The sequence below is a fragment of the Paenibacillus silvestris genome (genome assembly GCF_009882985.1).
In the GTDB taxonomy this organism is placed as follows: Bacteria; Bacillota; Bacilli; order Paenibacillales; family NBRC-103111; genus Paenibacillus_E; species Paenibacillus_E silvestris.
Map to the genome: position 1 here is coordinate 26265 of NZ_WTUZ01000004.1, position 17585 is coordinate 43849.

Genomic DNA, 17585 nt, shown 5'->3' on the forward strand with positions numbered 1-17585 from the left:
AGGAGAGATCACTTATGTTTCGTATTCAGCCTAGGGTACAAGGCGTTACGCCAGAGCTTCTTGAGTTATATAAAGAGATTAGCCCTTCCACGATCGGTCATTTGACGGATTTCGGTTTCTTGCACGGTGCTCAGCCACTGTTCAGGCCGATTCGGCTGCTCGGGAACGCAGTAACGGTACGCACTCCTCATATTGACTCCAGCGCCATTACCAAGGCTATGGAGTTGGTGCAGCCTGGAGATGTGCTCGTTATTGATATGTCAGGCGATGAGCAGCGTGCTTGCTGGGGAGAATTCAGAACCTATGCGGCGATAGCTAAAAAGGTTGCTGGTGTCGTTGTTTCTGGCTGTGCTGCGGATGTTCGCGCGATTACAGGGCTAGGCTTTCCCGTCTATTCGAAGGGAATTAGCGCGCTCACCACGCGGACACTGAAGCTTGAAGGCGAGGTCAATACGCCTGTTAGCGTTTTTGGCGTAAGCGTTCAGCCCGGCGATTTGATCGTGGGAGACGATGACGGCGTATTCGTTATTAATCCGAGCGAGGCGACAGAAATCGGTGTGAAGGCATTGGAGAAACAGCAGAAAGAAGAGCAGAGAAGAAAAGAATACGGTTATGTCCTGCCGTCATAGACAAATTTGTATAAATCGGGGTGATAGGAGTGAAAGAACCGAAGAAACAACTGCATTTGAATTTGTTTATTTTGAGCACAGGTCATCATGAAGCTTCGTGGCGGCATCCAGACGCAGAGCCGGAGTTGGCGACAAGTCTGGGCTACTACCAACAGCTGGCCAAGACTGCGGAGCGAGGCAAAATGGACGCTATCTTTTTAGCGGAAAAATACAGATTAACCCCATTAATTAAATATCGGGTCATTCCCCAGCTTGAAGCATTCACGCTGTTATCGGCGATTGCTGCTGTGACAGAGCATATTGGACTGACGGCAACAGCCTCGACAACCTACAACGAACCGTATCATATCGCGAGAAAGTTCGCTTCACTCGATCACATTAGCGGAGGTCGTACGGGATGGAATATCGTGACGTCGACAGGGGATGCAACGGCGCATAATTTTAGCAGGGAGCATCATTTGGACCATAAAGTCCGCTACGACAGGGGCAAAGAATTCGTGGAAGTTGTGAAGCGGCTGTGGGCGGGCTGGTCAGAGAATTCGCTAGTGATTGATAAGCAGTCAGGCATCTATGCGGATGTCAGCAAGATTAAAGGCGCTGAGTTTGCTGGTGAATTTTTCTCTGTAAAAGGGGCCTTGAACATCCCGCGCTCTCCGCAAACGCATCCTGTTTTGGTGCAAGCGGGTTCGTCTGAAGATGGCAAGCAGTTTGCTGCCGAGCTGGCGGAAGTCATTTTTACGGCTCAGAACACGATGGAGGAAGCGATTGCCTTTTATGCGGATGTGAAAAGCAGATTGAAGCAGTTTGGGCGCTCTGAGGATCAATTGAAGATTTTGCCTGGGTTTATTCCTTTTGTAGGAGACACAGAAGCGGAGGCGAAAGCGAAAGAGAGGGAGCTGAATGAGCTGGCAGTTTCCGAATATGGGATTAGGAGCCTATCGGATTTGCTTAAGATCAATCTGTTTCAGTATCCGCTGGATGGTCCCGTTCCACTGGAGGATCTTCCATCCCTTGACGAGATACAAGGGCAGAAAGCACGTTTTCAACTATACGTCGACCTGGCACGCCGGGAAAATATGACGATTCGGGAACTGATTATTCGGACAGCCGGGGGCAGGGGGCATTTTACCTTTGCAGGAACGGCCGTGCAGATTGCAGATGAAATGGAGCGTTGGCTCGTCAACGGGGCGGCCGACGGGTTTAATTTGATGCCTGCTTTGCTGCCGGGCGGCTTGGATGATTTTGTGAATAAGGTCATTCCCGAGCTTCAGAACAGGGGCATCTATCGCAAGGAATATAGCGGTTCTACATTGAGAGAGCATTTGGGTTTAACCATTGAGCATGAGCTAGTAACACGCAGTTAGTTGGGAGTTGGCATTGGCTGTATGGTTGTCAGAAATGTCCAAAAAAGTGGTCGCGTATGTCCATTTTCATTATTTGGTACTCCCGTATAATAATAATGAGAATCAATATCATTGATTAAGTAGATAGGTAGGGGGATTAACCGAAATGGTAGGGCAAAAAAAAGCAACACTAGTACTTGCTGCTATGCTTTCTATGGCAGCCATCTTCACCGGATGTCAGCCTAAGCAAGAAGCGGCTCCGGCAGCAGCACAAACGCAAGCACCGGCTGCACAGGCGACTGCGGACGCGAATAGCGTAAGAGTGATCAAGCATGCGATGGGAACGACGGAAATCAAAGGAACGCCGAAGAAAGTCGTTACTTTGTTCCAAGGGGCGACGGATGCTGCTTTGGCATTAGGCGTGAAGCCGGTTGGAGCGGTTGAGGCGTGGATCGAGCAGCCTTGGTACAATTATATTAAGGACAAAATGGACGGCGTTACGAACCTGGGGTCGGAGAACCAGCCGAACCTGGAGAAATTGGTTGCACTGCAGCCGGATCTTATTATCGGAAGTAAATTCCGTGATGAGAAAATTTATGAGCAATTAAAAGCCATTGCACCAACGGTTATGACGGAAGACGTGTATTTCTGGAAAGACTCGTTAAAATTGACGGCTGAAGCGACGAATACGAAGGATGCCGAAACGAAGTTCTTGGCTGACTGGAATAAAAAAGTAACGGATTTCAAAGGTAAAATGGGTGATAAATTGAAGCTGGAAGCCGGTATTGTTGATTTCCGTGTGGATCATGCCCGTATTGTTTACACAGGATTCTCGGCTTCTGTCCTGGAGGAACTCGGCGTCACGCGCCCAGCTAACCAACGGGGCAAAGAGTGGGGGATTCAGCTGCAATCCAAAGAGAATATTACACAAATGGACGCAGACATCATTTTTGACCAAACGGCGAATCGGACAGATGGTCGCTTGGAGTTAAGAAAAACGTGGAGCGACTCTCCGCTGTGGAAGAATTTGAGAGCTGTTAAAGCAAGCAAAGTATTCGAAGTTAACGCAGCGACGTGGAATAATGGTTCCGGCCCATTAGCAGCAGCTCTAATGATTGATGATCTTTATAAATTCTATGGTGTAACTAAATAGTTGCAATACCGAGGCTGTTGACCTTCTATGTCAACGGCCTTCGCTTAATTTTATAGCTAGTTACAAAAGGAGGATCCCTGTGAGACCATTACTGCACCAGACACCCTATAAAGCACTGGGTTTGGTGTTTGGCATTGTTCTTTTGCTAGTATCGTTTGTACTAAGCGTTATACTCGGTTCATCGCATACGAGCTTTACATCTGTTGTACAGTCGTTGACACATTACGATGTAAATTCAAACGAACAAGTGATCATTCGTACGACCCGAATTCCCCGAGCCCTATTCGCCACACTGGTTGGAGGAAATTTAGCTGTTGCAGGAGCGCTTATGCAGGCACTGACACGGAATCCGTTAGCTTCGCCGAGTATTTTCGGCATTAATGCAGGCGCCGTTTCATGTGTCGTCATTGCAATTACATTCCTCCCGCTTACCTCAATTGACCAATTGATTTGGGTAGCTTTCGCAGGCGCAGCGATTGCTGCTTTCGTCGTATATTTCCTCGGGTCTCTAGGCAGGGAGGGACTGACGCCGATCAAAATTGTATTGGCCGGTTCGGCTATGACGGCTTTGTTCAGCTCTTTTACCCAAGGAATGTTAGTCGTCCGCGAGGCAACTTTGCAGAATGTGATGTTCTGGTTAGCCGGATCAGTGGCAGGCAAGAACTTGGATACGTTAGTTCCGGTGCTGCCCTACATGCTAGTTGCCGCTGCAACAGCTCTGGTAATGGCACATCCCGTTAACATTCTTGCTTCGGGTGATGATGTTGCCAAGGGGCTGGGACAGAAGCTTGGATTAGTTAAAGTGACTGTAGCCATCATCGTGATTCTATTAGCAGGAAGCTCTGTGGCTGTTGCTGGTTCGATTGGTTTCGTTGGCCTCGTCATTCCGCATATTGTCAGGTTTATCGTAGGCATTGATTATCGTTGGGTGATTCCCTATTCCGCTATATTGGGGGCTGTTCTCCTGCTTCTAGCCGATCTTGTAGCTCGGTTTGTCATTATGCCAGGAGAGGTGCCGCTCGGTATTATGACGGCTTTGATCGGCGTGCCGTTTTTTGTCTACACGGCTAGAAAAGGGCTGCGCTCGAAAGGAGCGACATCATGAGGCAATTAATCGTTTATCGAAGCAAAACAGGAAGATTCTCCTTTCTTTTCCATCGGCGAACACTGCTGGTTATTTCGGGTCTGACCTTGCTAACTATCGTGATGTTCGTAATTAGCACGGGCCTTGGCAGTACGTTCATTTCGCCGCAGGATGTGTTGAAAACGATCTTCGGAAAAAGCACCCCGCAGCATGAACTGGTAATCGGAACATTAAGGCTTCCACGGATTATCGTAGCCATCCTCGTGGGTGCTTCGCTAGGTGTTGCAGGCTCGATACTTCAAGGGATGATCCGTAATCCGCTTGCCTCACCTGATATTATTGGCGTTACCGGAGGAGGGACGCTTGCGGCTGTTGCATTCATTACATATTTTGCAGGTACTGTGAGCATTCATTGGATGCCTATGGCTGCTTTTGTAGGGGCCGCCATCGTGTCCCTTATCATTTATTTATTGGCCTGGCACAAAGGTGTTACGCCAACGAGGCTTGTCCTGATCGGGATTGGGATTTCGGCAGCGACGAGTTCATTAACGATGTTAATGATTGTGCTTAGCCCTATGAATTCAGCGACCAAAGCGTATACATGGCTGACTGGGAGTGTCTACGGCGCTTCTTGGGACAACGTGTACACTTTGCTGCCTTGGGTCCTTGTGTTCATACCGATGGCGCTCTATTTTGCCAGACATATTAACTTGCAGGAAATGGGGGATGATCTGGCTGCAGGGCTGGGAGCCACGGTTCAGCTACATCGCTTCCTTTTGCTGTTCATCAGTGTGGCACTGGCGGGTTCGGCTGTGGCGATTGCGGGCGCGATTGGCTTTGTAGGATTAATTTCACCGCATATTGCGAAAAAGCTGGTTGCTCCTTCCTACGGGGGATTGATCCCTGTGTCAGCACTGATCGGCAGCCTGTTGGTGCTGATCTCCGATACTGTGGCAAGAACGGCTTTTCCTCCGCTGGATATTCCGGCAGGTGTGTTTACGGCAGCTATTGGCGCTCCGTTTTTTATCTTTCTGCTGTATCGGAATCGGAATCGATGAGAAAGTAGAAAGATAGAGTAGATTGGGTAGGCGAAGAGAGTAGAAGGATGGGGTTAAACAAGATTAAAGTGCGGGAATAGATGGGGTCTCCATCTGTTCTGGGTAGCGTGGAAAGAAATAACGGAATTTGCTCCCGTTATTTCTTTTTATTTACAAGATATTTAAGGTTTAGCTGGAAAAACTCCTGTTAAACTCCCTCTTACATGTGCCTGCTAGGCGAAATCTGCCGAATTAGCTGGAGAAATTCCAGGTATAAGCACAATTTTCTCAAAATCGCCGAAATTAGAGGGAATTTATACCACTATTCGGAAGGAAGGGTTGAGGAAGCGCAAGGGCATTGCCAAAATTCAATCAGCAAGCAATCAGCACGCAGGTGGCTGCGCCTCAAGAGTGTTACGGCTGCAATCGATATACATCGGGTAAACGAATTCCTTTTTCTGATCAAGCAGCTGATCGTTCAAGATGCCAAAATCCGCAAGCCCCTCAAAAACTTCAATCACTTTGACCGGTTTTGCCGTACTTTCTAATTCATTTTGATTAGGATAGGAGAATTTCATCGCTTTGTCCTTTATGAGCACATCTATAAACATGCACAACATGATACCTACAACGAACACACCCATTATAATGAATTCCAAATCTCTCATCATGGTTGTCCTCCTATGAATCATTTTTCATAGGTTAACGTACTTTGGATAAAATGTCGCTCGAATGGCGGTGTCGTATTCTAGCTTATTTTAACGACAAGGATCAATTGCCCTGTTCCTTAATCAAAATAAGCTTTTTTCCCTTTTCCATGAACGCCGGCCAACCCGATTTGCCCGAATCCGGTTACACCTTCACGGGCGCCGTCTATCAATGGATCAACGTAGAGGGCAAACCAGGCTTCCAATTCTCCTCTCATCGCAATGCTCTGCTCTTGCGTTCCGGGGAGGTCGATCAGATTATGCTTTTCATCGGGATCCTCGGCCAAATTGTACATCTCATGCGGACCGTAAGGGTAGCGGTGCACATATTTCCAGTCAGTCGTCCGAATCATCCGCACAGGACCGTACTCGTCATAAATGACAACCTGCTCACGCATAGGAGCCGATTCGCCCAAGAGGAGGGAGTGGAAGCTTGATCCAGGAAGCCTGGCGGCACTCGGTTGATCACAGCCCACATAAGCAAGCAGGGTAGGCATAAAATCGTACCCGCTTACGAGATTATCGCAAACTTGCCCTTGGGGAATGATGCCCGGCTGGCTAAAAATAGCCGGTACTTTGACGGAAGTATCGAACATGTTCTGCGGGAACGTACCGTTTCCTTTACCCCATATGCCATGATGGCCGCAGTTGAAGCCGTTGTCCCCCATATAAATAAGCAGGGTATCCTTGCGAATGTCCATGCTGTCCAGCTTATCTACGATCCGGCCGACATTCATATCCATGGCGGTCACAGCGGCAAAGTAACCTTTCAAGTTCTCCCGTTGATCATCCGACCATGGCGCTGTTTTGAGCGACCATGGATGCTTGGGCTCCTGCGGGCAAGTTTCAAACTTGCAGCTATCGTAAGAATCGACAATGTCCTGAGGATGATTATCGATCCATGGGCTGTGAGGCGCCGTGTAGTGGACGCTTAAGTAGAACGGCTTGCTGCCGTCCTGCCGATCTAAGAAGGAGAGCGCATCGTCCGTGATGACGTCGGTCAAATAGCCAGGCTCATTCACCAGTTCGCCGTCGCGAATCATCGGGGCATGGTAATAATTGCTGCCGCCGCTTTGGTGCGCAAACCAGTGCGTGAACCCTTTTTGCGGTGTGATGCTGTCTCCCAAATGCCATTTGCCGCTTAGCCCGCAAACGTATCCGGCGCCAGCCAACACATCGGTGTACGCCGTCTGCCCCTGCAAATATTGGATGGCGGATTCGCCCACATTGCCATCCCGGATCCAATCGTGTACACCGTGTTGGGACGGAATGCGCCCAGTCATCAGCGAAGCACGTGCCGGCGAGCAGACCGGCGAGGTGCAAAAAAAGCTGGAAAACCTCATCCCTTGGTCTGCAACGCGATCCAGATTAGGTGTGCGGATCTCGACATTGCCTGCACATCCCATAGCCCATGCCCCGTGGTCGTCTGATAAGATAACTACGATGTTAGGCTGCTCATTTCGGCTTGCTTGTGTCGATCCCTGCTTTTGGTTGGTACTCATCGTCGTTCATTCGCCTCCATCATTCATATTTTGAGGGCTGTTATCTCTTACTATTTGACAGTCTGGGGGGAACTTTCACTACTAGAGGTACTTGAAACCTCAGTGGTTGGATCCAGTTTAGTCTCTTCACGAAGCAGATAGCTGAAAAATAGGATGTAGTAAGACACGATGATGAAGAATACGCCAGCTGTTACGGGGTCTTTTGTAAATTGGGTCAGATCAGCAGGATTCATGCTGGCAGGGTTCGGGGAAAGCGCGATGAAAGCTACGCGATAGATAATACGGCCAAGAAATAGCACGAGGACAGCAATTTCAATCCATAGATGAGTGCGGTAATACCAGCCGTCAGCGCGATGCTCGAAGCGAGTGTGCCGAATGGCGGTGAGCCCTAGTCCCGCGCCAGCTGCAAGGCCAATCAAGTATCCGATGAAATGGATGGGATGAACGAAGCCTAGCAGGAAAATGGCGATTCCCAGGATACTGAATAGTGTAAGCCGGAATTTGAGCCGGCCTTTGGCAAGCTTTTGAAAGCCAATGGTACGTTTGGTTCGACGATAAATAAAAAAACAAACGATCACGATAGGGATGGCGTAATGCGCCCAATCTTGCATGGTTGTTCCTCCAATCGGTCTGTTACATTTACTCATTGTAGCAAATTTAGGCAGCTTGTCATGAGAAATCTTATTCCGTTTACAAAAAACTGTCATACACTTAATAGTAGTGCTATAAACTTACTATTACACACAAAATGTGCCGCAAGGAGTTGACATGCATATGGCTCTAATCACTCACGTTAATGTATGTAATGCAGACGATGAAATTTACTGCTGTCTAAGGAATAAAATTGTTAAGCTAGATGCCGCTCAGCAGAAAGATTTCTGTCAAGGTTGTAAAATGTTTGCTGGAAATGCAGACGACTATGGGCGTGGGGTATCCTGTGTGTGGGAAGACCTGCGCATCGTCAGCAATCCGCATATCGCCAAAGATCCACTTGTAGAATTCGCGAATAATCAAATCAAAGAAGTGCCGACTGAGGGGCCGGCCCTATTTCTATATACAACTGAATGGTAAAACATATCCTATTTGATTTTGATGGGACACTTGTCGATTCCAGAGCTTTGCTTGTTAAGTTGTACAATGAAATAGCGGGACAGCATCAATTTCGCAAGATACGCGAACAGGATCTTGCACTTCTCAGAACGCTTTCGATTGCGGAGCGGGTCGATCGGTTAGGCGTGCCTGCCCTGCAGATTCCTAAGCTGGTTATCGCTGGCAGACAGCTGTATCAAGAGAATATACGGACTCTTCACGTGGTGCCGGGAATGAAGGAGGTCATCGCTAGATTATCCTCCCATGGGCTGAAAAGTTCCATTCTCTCCTCCAATTCGGAGGCGAATATTCGGTTGTTTTTAAAGAATAACAAGATGGAAGGCTCCTTCAAGGAAGTAATCTCGGCGAAACTTCTTTTCGGCAAGCACCATGCCATACGCAAAGTCATGAAGCAGTGGGGCACAACGCCTGCGCGAATGATTTATGTCGGAGATGAACTAAGGGATATCGAGGCCTGCAAAAAGTTAGGCGTGCCGATCGTCGCCGTTACATGGGGGTACGATGCCCCGCGACTGCTGCTTAGAGGGCAACCTGATTATGTAGTAAACACCCCGGGGGAGCTGTTGAGAACACTCCTGACATTAGCTTGATGGAGAGAAGGAAGAATAAACGCATACAGAACGCTCCGCGTGTAGCTGCCAGGCATAACTGAGGCGGCTATTTGTGTTTCTAACTGATGGGCATGCGTCAGCAGGGAGCCGTAAGATTCGCAGTATAGGCCACTAATCATGTAAAATAGTGTTGAGGCAGTATTTTTCAAGTAGGGGGAGTGTTATGTTATTTTATATCGTCTTTTTTGTGGTTACGGTCATTGATCAAATTTCTAAGGTTTGGATTCGTTCTATGTTGAAGGTGGGAGAATCTATGCCATTCTATAAAGACATTATTTCTTTTACGCATTATCAAAATACGGGTGCAGCAGGCAGTTCGCTGCAGGGTTGGGCACGTTACCTCGGCATTTTTGCTGTCATAATTGTCATAGCAATCTTGTATTACAGGAAGAAAGGACGTCTTCAGGGTGTTCTATTGCAGTGCGGAGCAGCCTTCTTTGCGGGCGGAGCGATAGGCAATGCGATTGAGCGATTGTTATTCGGGAAAGTGACGGATTTCATCGTCTTTCGTTCGGGGAATGGCATCATGAATCTAGCGGATTTGGCGATTAATTTGGGCGTCATATGTTTTGTGTTGGATATGTTCATCTCACTACGGCGAAGAGGTTTCCGAAAGGAAAATACGGCTTCATAGATTGGGTATATTATACTATGCGATATAGATCTAAGGAACTATTTGTGGTATCCTATTCTACGTAGATGGTGTAGTTGTTAGACTGGGAGATGGTCGTATGAGTATGGAGAGACAAGCTTTGATCGATGATTTTTTTGTCATGATTCGCAAGTTGAATAAAACAGGCGCTGATATTATCCATGTGAGGGATTTCTTCTGGAAATCATCCGGAAAGCGCGGTTTTGTAACTCCAACGGTTGAATTTATGACGGTGCTCAAAACGTATAATGTGGTTTTATTTCATGAATTCCGCAAGTCACTTGTTCCCAATACAAGTATGCATATATTAGCGAATGTACACATGGAAGCAGGAGATGCGCTGATTAGTCTAGGCATTACGAGCATAGAACAGCTGCAGTTGGCGGTAAAAGGCAAACTATCGGAACTGCCTGTAGAAGTGTAGAAACCAAGCAAAGACGAGAGTCTCTGCTTGGTTTCTTTTGTGTATATACAATGCTAGTCTTTCTTATTCTGCTGAAGTGCGGCAAGCAGCTTGTCAGCGAGCGAGTTCCCAATGCCAGATTGATCGGAATATTGCTCGATGAGTTGACGACTGGCCTTAGCCGAGGCACGACGGCCGCCGCCGGAGGCTTCATTATCGATCTTCTCCACGACGTTGCAGGGACGGCATTGAAAATACTTGCCGGATTTTCCTGTGTGGATCTCCATTTTTTTATGACATTGCGGACAACGATGATTCGTTAGCTGGCCGTCCGCTTCACGCTTGTAAGAGCATTCTCGGCTGGAGCAAACGAGATAACGCCCGCGTTTGCCTTTAACTTCCTGAAGGAATTCCCCGCAGTCCGGGCACTTGCTTCCTGTTAGGTTATGCGGTTTATAGGCCGCTCCGCTTTTCTTAACCTCATTAACTAATTCCACGGCCTTGGTCCGAATCCCGCTTAGAAATTGCTCCATACTTCCTTTGCCCTTAGCAATACGTTCAAGCTCAAGCTCCCAGCGAGCGGTCAGTTCAGGAGAACGCAGCTCTTCCGAAGCGAGCTCAATAAGCTGCTTGCCCTTGCCTGTTGGTATGAGCTGGGAACCTTGACGCTCGATGGTGTCGGAAGATACCAGCTTCTCAATAATATCTGCGCGAGTTGCCGGCGTGCCGAGACCCCATTTCTCCATCTGCGATAGCAAAGAAGCTTCATTGTACCTGCCAGGCGGTTTGGTATGGCGACTCAGTTGATGAGCCTGCTTAACAGTAACGGCGTCCTTCTCTTTGGCCTGCGGCAGCAGCTGAGACATATCGTCATCCGTGTCTGATTCTTCCCGATCCGGATCGGTGAAATCGTTCGCGCCATAAACCTCTTTCCATCCGGCTTGTTTGACTACTTTACCTGAGGCATGCAGCTTCTCACCGGCGATTTCGACGGTCAGCTTCGTTTCATCGTAGCGGCAAGGGCCGTAGAATAGGGCTATGAATCTGCGTACAATTAGATCGTAGAGCCGGCGCTCGTCAGCGCTTAGGGTTGCAAGCGAGATGGCTTCGCCGGTCGGTATAATCGCATGATGGTCCGATACCTTGCTATCGTCGATGATGCGCTTCGTGATCGTTAACGGCTTACGCAGTAATGCGGCGGCGAGCGGTGCATAGGGACCAATCGCTGCGCCTTTGAGTCTGCCTGCCAATGTCGGAGCCATATCTGAAGTCAGATGCCGTGAATCCGTCCGAGGGTAGGTAACAATCTTGTATTGTTCATACAATCTTTGCAGTACGTTCGATGTCTGTTTGGCCGAAAAGCCGAACTTCCGGTTGGCATCACGCTGAAGCTCGGTCAAATCATAAGCAAGCGGGTGAGGAATCTGCTTTTCGGTCTGTTGAACCTGCGCGATGCGGCCACTTTGGCCCTGCAGCTTCGCCTTCAACGCATCCGCGCGCTCCTTATCGAAAATGCGCGAGTCGCCTGTTTGGGGGTCTCGCCACGCCGCGCGGAAAGAGCCCAGATCGGCTTCGATCAACCAATAGTCGACAGACCGGAAATCCCGGATTTCGGACTCACGGTTGATCATCATGGCCAGCGTAGGCGTCTGCACTCGCCCAGCGGACAAGGACGCGCCGAACTTGCTGGTCAGCGCGCGCGTCACATTCAGGCCGATCAGCCAATCGGCCTCGGAACGGCAGACGGCTGCTTGATACAGCCGGTTATAGTCGGTGCCAGGCTTCAGCTGCGCGAAGCCTTCACGAATCGCCTGATCCGTCTGCGACGAGATCCAAAGCCGTTTGAACGGCTTCTTCCAGCGGATCAGCTCCATAATCCAACGGGCGACGAGTTCCCCTTCGCGCCCGGCGTCTGTGGCTATCACCAGCTCGGCGAGATCGCCGCGCCGGCTCAGCTGTTCGATGCCGCGAAACTGATGCGACGTTTCTTTCATGACCTTAAGCTTCATGCGCTCAGGGAGGATTGGCAGATCCTCCAGATTCCAGGTTTTGTACTTAGGGTCGTAATCGTCAGGCTCGGCTAGCGTGACAAGATGGCCGAGCGCCCAAGTGACGACATATTTGGGGCCTTCATAATGGTGCTTTTGCTTCTGAGTGCAGCCGAGGACACGGGCAATTTCTTTGGCGACGCTCGGTTTTTCTGTGAGCACGAGAATTTTCATAGGAATAATGACCTCATTTCTTCTTACAAATTAGCATAAGCGAAAGAAGTTTTCTTTTCAAATGCGTTCGAATATGGGAGAATATCCCTGATGAATCATGTCGAATAATCATTTATTTTGCCTGTTTTTGTCCTAAATTCAAGGTATAATAAGCCTATGATGAGATAAGAAAGGAGCTGAGACCAGAATGGGACGCATATTTGCTTATTTCTCCAGTCAATCGATGAAAATGAGGTTCCAAATGTGGATTGGCGTCGCTATCCTGGCTTTAGCATTTTCCATTATTGTCCCATTTTATTGGATCGAGAAGAGGAATCGAATCGATGAAGCGGAAGATCAGCTCAAACAGATAATTACACTGCAAAGTTTATATATTGAGAAATGGAATCAGGAAAAACTGGATGCCGTCGAGCGATTTGCCCTTTCGAATTATGCTAAATTCCATCAAATGGAAGAACTAAAGACGGAATTTCAAAACTATACACGCCTCAATTCAGAGTTTGATACATTGAATTATGTCGAGCCCAATGGAGTTATCTATACGAGCCGTGATTCAGCGATCTATGTTGGAGACCAGCCATTTTTTAAGAATGCGATGGAGAATAGGAGTTATATTTCGGGGGTCGACATCTCGCGAGAGACAGGCAAGCCGATCATTACCTTTTCAGCACCGGTGATGGGGGATCTGAATGATTTTAAAGGCGTTGTGATGGGTGTAGTGACACTGGATATGCTGAACAAGCTAATGAAACAGCTGCGTTTTGGTGAGACAGGCGAAGTGTATGTCTTAGATCCGAAAGGCCAAATCGTGGCCGCTTCTGATAACTCGAGTATGAACGAGGCGAAATTTAATAGTTCCAAGACTTCCGATATCATTGATAAAGCCAAAAGCGGCAAAATGTCGAGCAATGTCTATACAGGATTCTATGGTAAAAAGGTGTTCGGTCAGTACCAGTGGTCGACGGGGAAGAATTGGATTGTCGTGGGTGAAATTACACAAAAAGAGGTTTTTCAGAAATTAAATCAGCTGAGCTTGACGATTATTATTATTTCCCTCATTGCCTTAATTCTTAGCATCCTAGCCGCCCTCACGATAGCTTCCCGCATCGAGCGACCTATTCGCTATTTGCTCCGAGCCACCCAACACATTCGTAAAGGAACCTACCATTACCAGATTGATGCAGATGAGATCAGGAATGCTCCAATTGAGCTGAGATCGTTAGTTAACACATTTAATTTGATGTCTGAAAAGCTGAATACAACCATTACGCTGCTAGAGGAGTCTGCGCTTGTCGATCAATTGACGGACATTCCTAATCGCCGATTTGTGATGTCAGAAGGGAATGAAGAGTTGAAGGCATGTATCGCAGCGGGCTATACGTGCTCGGTCATGATGATGGATATTGATCATTTTAAAAAAGTGAACGATACCTACGGGCATTTGGTAGGCGACCGTGTTCTTCAACAGGTAGCTTCTTTGCTGAAACAGCTGGCTAGCAGCAATACCATCGTGGCGCGTTATGGTGGTGAGGAATTTATTCTAGTATGCCTCCGTCAAAATGTGCATGAGAGTGCTCTTATGGCCGAGCAGATCCGGCAATATATTGAAGCGGATCCATACGCCGATGAGCAGGTGACGGTGCAGTTAACGGCGAGTATCGGCGTAGCCGAATTTTCGCCCAAACTGGAGTTTGGCACGATGGTGCTTGAAGATATGATTTCCAGAGCGGATCACGCGCTGTATCGCGCAAAATCGGCGGGGAGAAACCGGGTGGAGCTAGATCGATGAGAAATCATGGGTCTGGCTTTTTTTGCTAATTAACGCCGATTACTCCATCTATTTTTCGCAAAAGTCCCACTTTTGGCCAATTAACTGGATTAAATACCGTTACTTCCGGCAAAATCGGCATAATTCGGGTGGCTGCCTGCGATTTAGATGGAGGTTTTCCAGCTAATATGGTTTCTTGCCACTGAGCGGGGCTGATTAGCGGTAGCTTTTCCATCTATTTGGGGTGAGGCGGCTTACTGGCTGCGGGGCTGTGGAACCTGACTGTGAACCAAAGCATGGACCAAAGTATGAACCAAAGCATGAACCAAAGTATGAACCAAACCGTAGATTAACCTTTAGCCCCCCCGTCGGAGATAAGCTGCATTTACATACAATTTAGTAGTCAGAATATTGCAGGATTAGTGTATAATAGTCAAGGGGTTAAAGAATTACCAACATTTGGGGGGTTATCCATGTACAACGCAAGTGCAAGACCAATGGGCATTGGAAGATTGTTAGACCGCAGTTTCCAATTATATCGCAAACACTTCGTAGTATTAACATTCATCATGCTAATTTTATACGGTCCTTATTATCTGCTGCAGCATTTGCTGACTTTCCAAGAAACAGCGGCAACATCGGGGTCCTTTATTGAGCAACTTCGAAACGGCGGTTCGCTGCAGGATATGTTTGGACCGAACTCTTCGTTTCTACAAAGTGATCCTACTTTACATGACAAAGGATACATTGGGAAATTACTCATTTTGGTGCTGGTGTTGACACCGATTCTGATTTTAGGCCTAATGCCAGCTTCTATCGCATCTGTTGTTCATCTAGTGAAGGCTAATTTTTATGGGGAAGAGACACCAGGATTAGGACAGTTATTAAAAAAATCATTCTCTCGTTTTTGGCCGTTGGCAGGCAGTACGTTCCTATTCGGACTCATTATGTTCGGCTTTTATTTCGGAATGGCCATTATTGCTATTATCTTTGTCTTCATTTTTGCAGTTGGCGGAAGTTTCTCAAGCAGTGTAGGCGGGTTTGGTGGCGGTGCAGTAGCATTTGGCATTGTGTTTTTTGTCATTATTGGACTGGGAGCGCTGTTCACGTTTGCTTATTTTATGATTCGTTGGAGTTACTACTTACCTTATGTAGCGCTGGGAGAAGAATCGATTGGCATTGGGCGCAGCTGGGGCTTATCGCGTAAAAGCTTTTGGCGCTTATTTGGCATGTACGTTGTGCTTACTCTCATTCTGTATTTGTTTCTAGCTGTCGTTCAGCTTGTGATTGCCGCTACTTTGGGGGTAGGACTTGGGGCACAGCTGCTGCAAAGCTTGATTTCTATACTGGTTATGTCACTGTGGTTCCTGCCGTATGTGGTTAGTTTCTTTGACCTGAGGGTACGCAATGAGGGATTGGGCTTACAGTCTTTGATCGATCATACAATCCCAGATGCTTCAGCAAACGATCTACCTATTGATTTGGATAAAAAGAATGAGTTATAGTTTCGTAATTTCTTCACAGGACGACAAAGAACAATTGCTGCAAATATTGAAACAAGATGAATACACAGCCTATGAGGCCAAAAAGAATGGCTCACTGTGGTCATGGCTGGAACCAGTGTTTCGAAAAATAAGGAGCTGGCTGCCTCATTTTGACGTATCTGATTCCGTTACAGACTGGTTAACTGTTGGAATAGCTATTGTGCTGCTGGGTATTGCAGCTTTTGCAATCTATTGGTTTCTAAAACAAATCATATGGCAAAAGCGGGTTCGTTCGGAAACGTTTTTGCCGCAAGGCGAAGTAAGCCGGTCGTATCGCTATTATTGGCAGCAAGCATCGGATCTTAAGGGCACGGGCGATTGGAGAGAGGGAGTGCGCTCCGTCTTTCTGTCGCTTCTGTTTTATATGGAAGATGCGCGCTTGATTCATGTGGAGAAATGGAAAACAAACTGGGAATATGCGGAGGAGCTGAGGGGCACGGCTTCCTTGTTAGTTCCCTTGTTCCAGGAGAGCTCGCTGCTGTTTGAACGAATTTGGTACGGACAAGAAGCTGTAACTGAGCAGCAATTCACATGGCTGTATGAACAGGTAGCTAGAGTTATTGCCAGGAAGGAGGAAACCGCGGATGACAAAAGGGCTGAATAAGCTTCATGTGGGACTAGCCCTTAGCATTGTGCTGTTTCTTGTACTAGGGTTCTGGCTCGTGAAGCCAAAGCTGCCGGACTTACCCGCGAATCTATCCTTTTCTGCAGATGTAGATGGGACCAAAGCTTGGAAAGAGCTGCTTGCAACGAAGCAATCGGCCGTTAAGGAATGGCGGCTGGATTGGAAGCATTTGCCCAGCGGAACCTCGATGCTGTTAGTCGCTATACAGCCGTCCGCCGTGACGAAGTCCGATCGGGAGCATTTGTTGACCTGGGTGCAGGCGGGGAATGATGCGATTATTTTTGATCGTGATCCTCAGGGCTGGGCTTCTTGGGAGACGGTTCAGGTGGATGGGGCGAAGGATAGGCAGGATGAAACGGTTGAAACGGATGCACAGAATAATCAGACTAAACAGGATATAGCGGATGAAACGGATACAAAAAATAATCAGACTAAACAGGATACAACGGCCTCAACGATTCGTGTTTCAGCGGGTTATGCGTCAGCAGAGGGGACACTGACAGGCAAAGTCGACACCACCTATCGGATTCAGCCTGGGGGCAGTGGGCTGGCGCTGTTCGAAGATGAGCGCGGCGTGCTCGCCAGCCGCGCACAGGAAGGGGCGGGCAGTATCACGATGGTGCTGACCCCGACGTGGTTGCAGAATGGGACAATTGATGAGGCGTCCCATTTTGAATTAATCTGGCCGCTGTTCGCGAAGTCCTGGGACGCCGTGTGGGTCGATGAGACCCATCACGGCTACGGGACGAAGCCCGGACTGCTGGCCGTGTATCCCGCGTGGCTCGTGCTGGCAAGCGTGCAGCTTGGTCTTGCGCTGCTGCTGTGGCTCTGGCTGCGCGGCAAGCGCTTTGGCCCCATCCACACGCCGCGGGCGTGGACGGTCCGCCGCGGCGACGAAGGCGTGCACGCCGTCGCCGCTTGGTACGAGCGCCTCGGCTACAGGCGCGAGGCCCTGGCGCAGCAGCAGCTGTTCCTGCGGCAGCTGCTTTATCAGCGCTGGGGGCTTAGCCCCAGCGCTAGTGCTTTGCAGGCCGCGGAAGCTGCGCGCGGCCGGATGTCTGAGGCGCATGCAGCGCAGCTGGTGCGCCTGCTGGCGGAGCCGCCGGCAGAGAGCGGCGGCGTGAGCACGGCAGCGTTCGTGCAGCGAACGCGGGAGATGGGCGAAATGATCGCCTACTTGGAGAAGGAGTGAGCG

General features: G+C 48.6%; 17 protein-coding genes. 13 read left to right on the forward strand and 4 right to left on the reverse strand.

Going from position 1 to position 17585, the window contains the following annotated elements:
* Nucleotides 1–14 precede the first annotated feature (14 nt).
* The 5 genes from GQF01_RS01160 (at nt 15) to GQF01_RS01180 (ending at nt 5267) form a co-directional block, all read left to right on the forward strand.
* Nucleotides 15–629 carry an RraA family protein gene (locus GQF01_RS01160; RefSeq protein ID WP_161404946.1) on the forward strand — a complete coding sequence of 205 codons (615 nt, stop codon included), beginning with the start codon at nt 15–17 and terminating at the stop codon, nt 627–629.
* Between the two features lie 29 nt (nt 630–658).
* Nucleotides 659–1993 (forward strand): LLM class flavin-dependent oxidoreductase, encoded by a 1335-nt coding sequence (locus tag GQF01_RS01165; protein WP_407945383.1) that lies wholly within the window; start codon nt 659–661, stop codon nt 1991–1993.
* Between the two features lie 145 nt (nt 1994–2138).
* A complete protein-coding gene (locus GQF01_RS01170) occupies nt 2139–3125 on the forward strand; it encodes an ABC transporter substrate-binding protein (RefSeq protein WP_161404950.1) in 987 nt (328 codons plus the stop codon).
* Nucleotides 3126–3204: 79 nt separating this feature from the next.
* Entirely contained in the window at nt 3205–4230 is a 1026-nt protein-coding gene (locus tag GQF01_RS01175; protein WP_161404952.1) for a FecCD family ABC transporter permease, read from the forward strand.
* Nucleotides 4227–5267, forward strand: coding sequence for a FecCD family ABC transporter permease (locus GQF01_RS01180; protein ID WP_161404954.1), 1041 nt, complete (start codon nt 4227–4229; stop codon nt 5265–5267). Before GQF01_RS01175 ends, GQF01_RS01180 begins: the two co-directional genes overlap by 4 nt.
* 362 nt (nt 5268–5629) lie before the next feature.
* Here GQF01_RS01180 and GQF01_RS01185 read toward each other — a convergent pair whose 3' ends face one another.
* From GQF01_RS01185 to GQF01_RS01195, 3 genes are all read right to left on the reverse strand, one after another.
* A complete protein-coding gene (locus tag GQF01_RS01185; RefSeq protein WP_161404956.1) occupies nt 5630–5917 on the reverse strand; it encodes a hypothetical protein in 288 nt (95 codons plus the stop codon).
* Between the two features lie 116 nt (nt 5918–6033).
* The gene (locus GQF01_RS01190) at nt 6034–7455 is read right to left on the reverse strand and encodes a sulfatase-like hydrolase/transferase (protein WP_161404958.1); all 1422 of its coding nucleotides are present in this window, start codon (nt 7453–7455) and stop codon (nt 6034–6036) included.
* 50 nt (nt 7456–7505) lie between these two features.
* Complete coding sequence (locus GQF01_RS01195) at nt 7506–8066, reverse strand: hypothetical protein (RefSeq protein WP_161404960.1); 561 nt, start codon at nt 8064–8066, stop codon at nt 7506–7508.
* A gap of 163 nt (nt 8067–8229) precedes the next feature.
* Between GQF01_RS01195 and GQF01_RS01200 the strand changes: the two genes are divergently transcribed.
* The 4 genes from GQF01_RS01200 (at nt 8230) to GQF01_RS01215 (ending at nt 10252) form a co-directional block, all read left to right on the forward strand.
* A complete protein-coding gene (locus GQF01_RS01200) occupies nt 8230–8526 on the forward strand; it encodes a hypothetical protein (protein ID WP_161404962.1) in 297 nt (98 codons plus the stop codon).
* Entirely contained in the window at nt 8520–9155 is a 636-nt protein-coding gene (locus GQF01_RS01205) for an HAD hydrolase-like protein (protein ID WP_161404964.1), read from the forward strand. The genes GQF01_RS01200 and GQF01_RS01205 overlap by 7 nt, the downstream gene beginning before the upstream one ends.
* 184 nt (nt 9156–9339) lie before the next feature.
* A complete protein-coding gene (gene lspA, locus GQF01_RS01210; protein WP_161404966.1) occupies nt 9340–9810 on the forward strand; it encodes a signal peptidase II in 471 nt (156 codons plus the stop codon).
* Between the two features lie 97 nt (nt 9811–9907).
* The gene (locus GQF01_RS01215; RefSeq protein WP_161404968.1) at nt 9908–10252 is read left to right on the forward strand and encodes a hypothetical protein; all 345 of its coding nucleotides are present in this window, start codon (nt 9908–9910) and stop codon (nt 10250–10252) included.
* A 53-nt stretch (nt 10253–10305) separates the two neighbouring features.
* On the opposite strand, the gene GQF01_RS01220 is transcribed toward GQF01_RS01215, so the two are convergent.
* Nucleotides 10306–12453: a DNA topoisomerase III gene (locus tag GQF01_RS01220; RefSeq protein WP_161404970.1), complete on the reverse strand. Its 2148-nt coding sequence runs from the start codon at nt 12451–12453 to the stop codon at nt 10306–10308.
* A gap of 187 nt (nt 12454–12640) precedes the next feature.
* Between GQF01_RS01220 and GQF01_RS01225 the strand changes: the two genes are divergently transcribed.
* The 4 genes from GQF01_RS01225 (at nt 12641) to GQF01_RS01240 (ending at nt 17582) form a co-directional block, all read left to right on the forward strand.
* A complete protein-coding gene (locus GQF01_RS01225; protein WP_161404972.1) occupies nt 12641–14242 on the forward strand; it encodes a sensor domain-containing diguanylate cyclase in 1602 nt (533 codons plus the stop codon).
* A gap of 452 nt (nt 14243–14694) precedes the next feature.
* Nucleotides 14695–15726 (forward strand): hypothetical protein, encoded by a 1032-nt coding sequence (locus GQF01_RS01230; protein WP_161404974.1) that lies wholly within the window; start codon nt 14695–14697, stop codon nt 15724–15726.
* Nucleotides 15716–16369, forward strand: a complete 654-nt coding sequence (locus GQF01_RS01235; protein WP_161404976.1) for a DUF4129 domain-containing protein — start codon at nt 15716–15718, stop codon at nt 16367–16369. Before GQF01_RS01230 ends, GQF01_RS01235 begins: the two co-directional genes overlap by 11 nt.
* Nucleotides 16326–17582 (forward strand): DUF4350 domain-containing protein, encoded by a 1257-nt coding sequence (locus tag GQF01_RS01240; protein WP_161404978.1) that lies wholly within the window; start codon nt 16326–16328, stop codon nt 17580–17582. The genes GQF01_RS01235 and GQF01_RS01240 overlap by 44 nt, the downstream gene beginning before the upstream one ends.
* The last annotated feature ends 3 nt before the right edge of the window (nt 17583–17585 follow it).

Excerpts from the sequence above, each read along its gene's own strand:
- GQF01_RS01190 (WP_161404958.1), bottom strand. The coding sequence starts at position 7,455 with ATGAGTACCAACCAAAAGCAGGGATCGACACAAGCAAGCCGAAATGAG.
- GQF01_RS01195 (WP_161404960.1), bottom strand. The coding sequence starts at position 8,066 with ATGCAAGATTGGGCGCATTACGCCATCCCTATCGTGATCGTTTGTTTT.
- GQF01_RS01225 (WP_161404972.1), top strand. The coding sequence starts at position 12,641 with ATGGGACGCATATTTGCTTATTTCTCCAGTCAATCGATGAAAATGAGG.
- GQF01_RS01170 (WP_161404950.1), top strand. The coding sequence starts at position 2,139 with ATGGTAGGGCAAAAAAAAGCAACACTAGTACTTGCTGCTATGCTTTCT.
- GQF01_RS01200 (WP_161404962.1), top strand. The coding sequence starts at position 8,230 with ATGGCTCTAATCACTCACGTTAATGTATGTAATGCAGACGATGAAATT.
- GQF01_RS01220 (WP_161404970.1), bottom strand. The coding sequence starts at position 12,453 with ATGAAAATTCTCGTGCTCACAGAAAAACCGAGCGTCGCCAAAGAAATT.
- GQF01_RS01185 (WP_161404956.1), bottom strand. The coding sequence starts at position 5,917 with ATGATGAGAGATTTGGAATTCATTATAATGGGTGTGTTCGTTGTAGGT.
- lspA (WP_161404966.1), top strand. The coding sequence starts at position 9,340 with ATGTTATTTTATATCGTCTTTTTTGTGGTTACGGTCATTGATCAAATT.
- GQF01_RS01230 (WP_161404974.1), top strand. The coding sequence starts at position 14,695 with ATGTACAACGCAAGTGCAAGACCAATGGGCATTGGAAGATTGTTAGAC.
- GQF01_RS01205 (WP_161404964.1), top strand. The coding sequence starts at position 8,520 with ATGGTAAAACATATCCTATTTGATTTTGATGGGACACTTGTCGATTCC.
- GQF01_RS01180 (WP_161404954.1), top strand. The coding sequence starts at position 4,227 with ATGAGGCAATTAATCGTTTATCGAAGCAAAACAGGAAGATTCTCCTTT.
- GQF01_RS01215 (WP_161404968.1), top strand. The coding sequence starts at position 9,908 with ATGAGTATGGAGAGACAAGCTTTGATCGATGATTTTTTTGTCATGATT.
- GQF01_RS01160 (WP_161404946.1), top strand. The coding sequence starts at position 15 with ATGTTTCGTATTCAGCCTAGGGTACAAGGCGTTACGCCAGAGCTTCTT.
- GQF01_RS01235 (WP_161404976.1), top strand. The coding sequence starts at position 15,716 with ATGAGTTATAGTTTCGTAATTTCTTCACAGGACGACAAAGAACAATTG.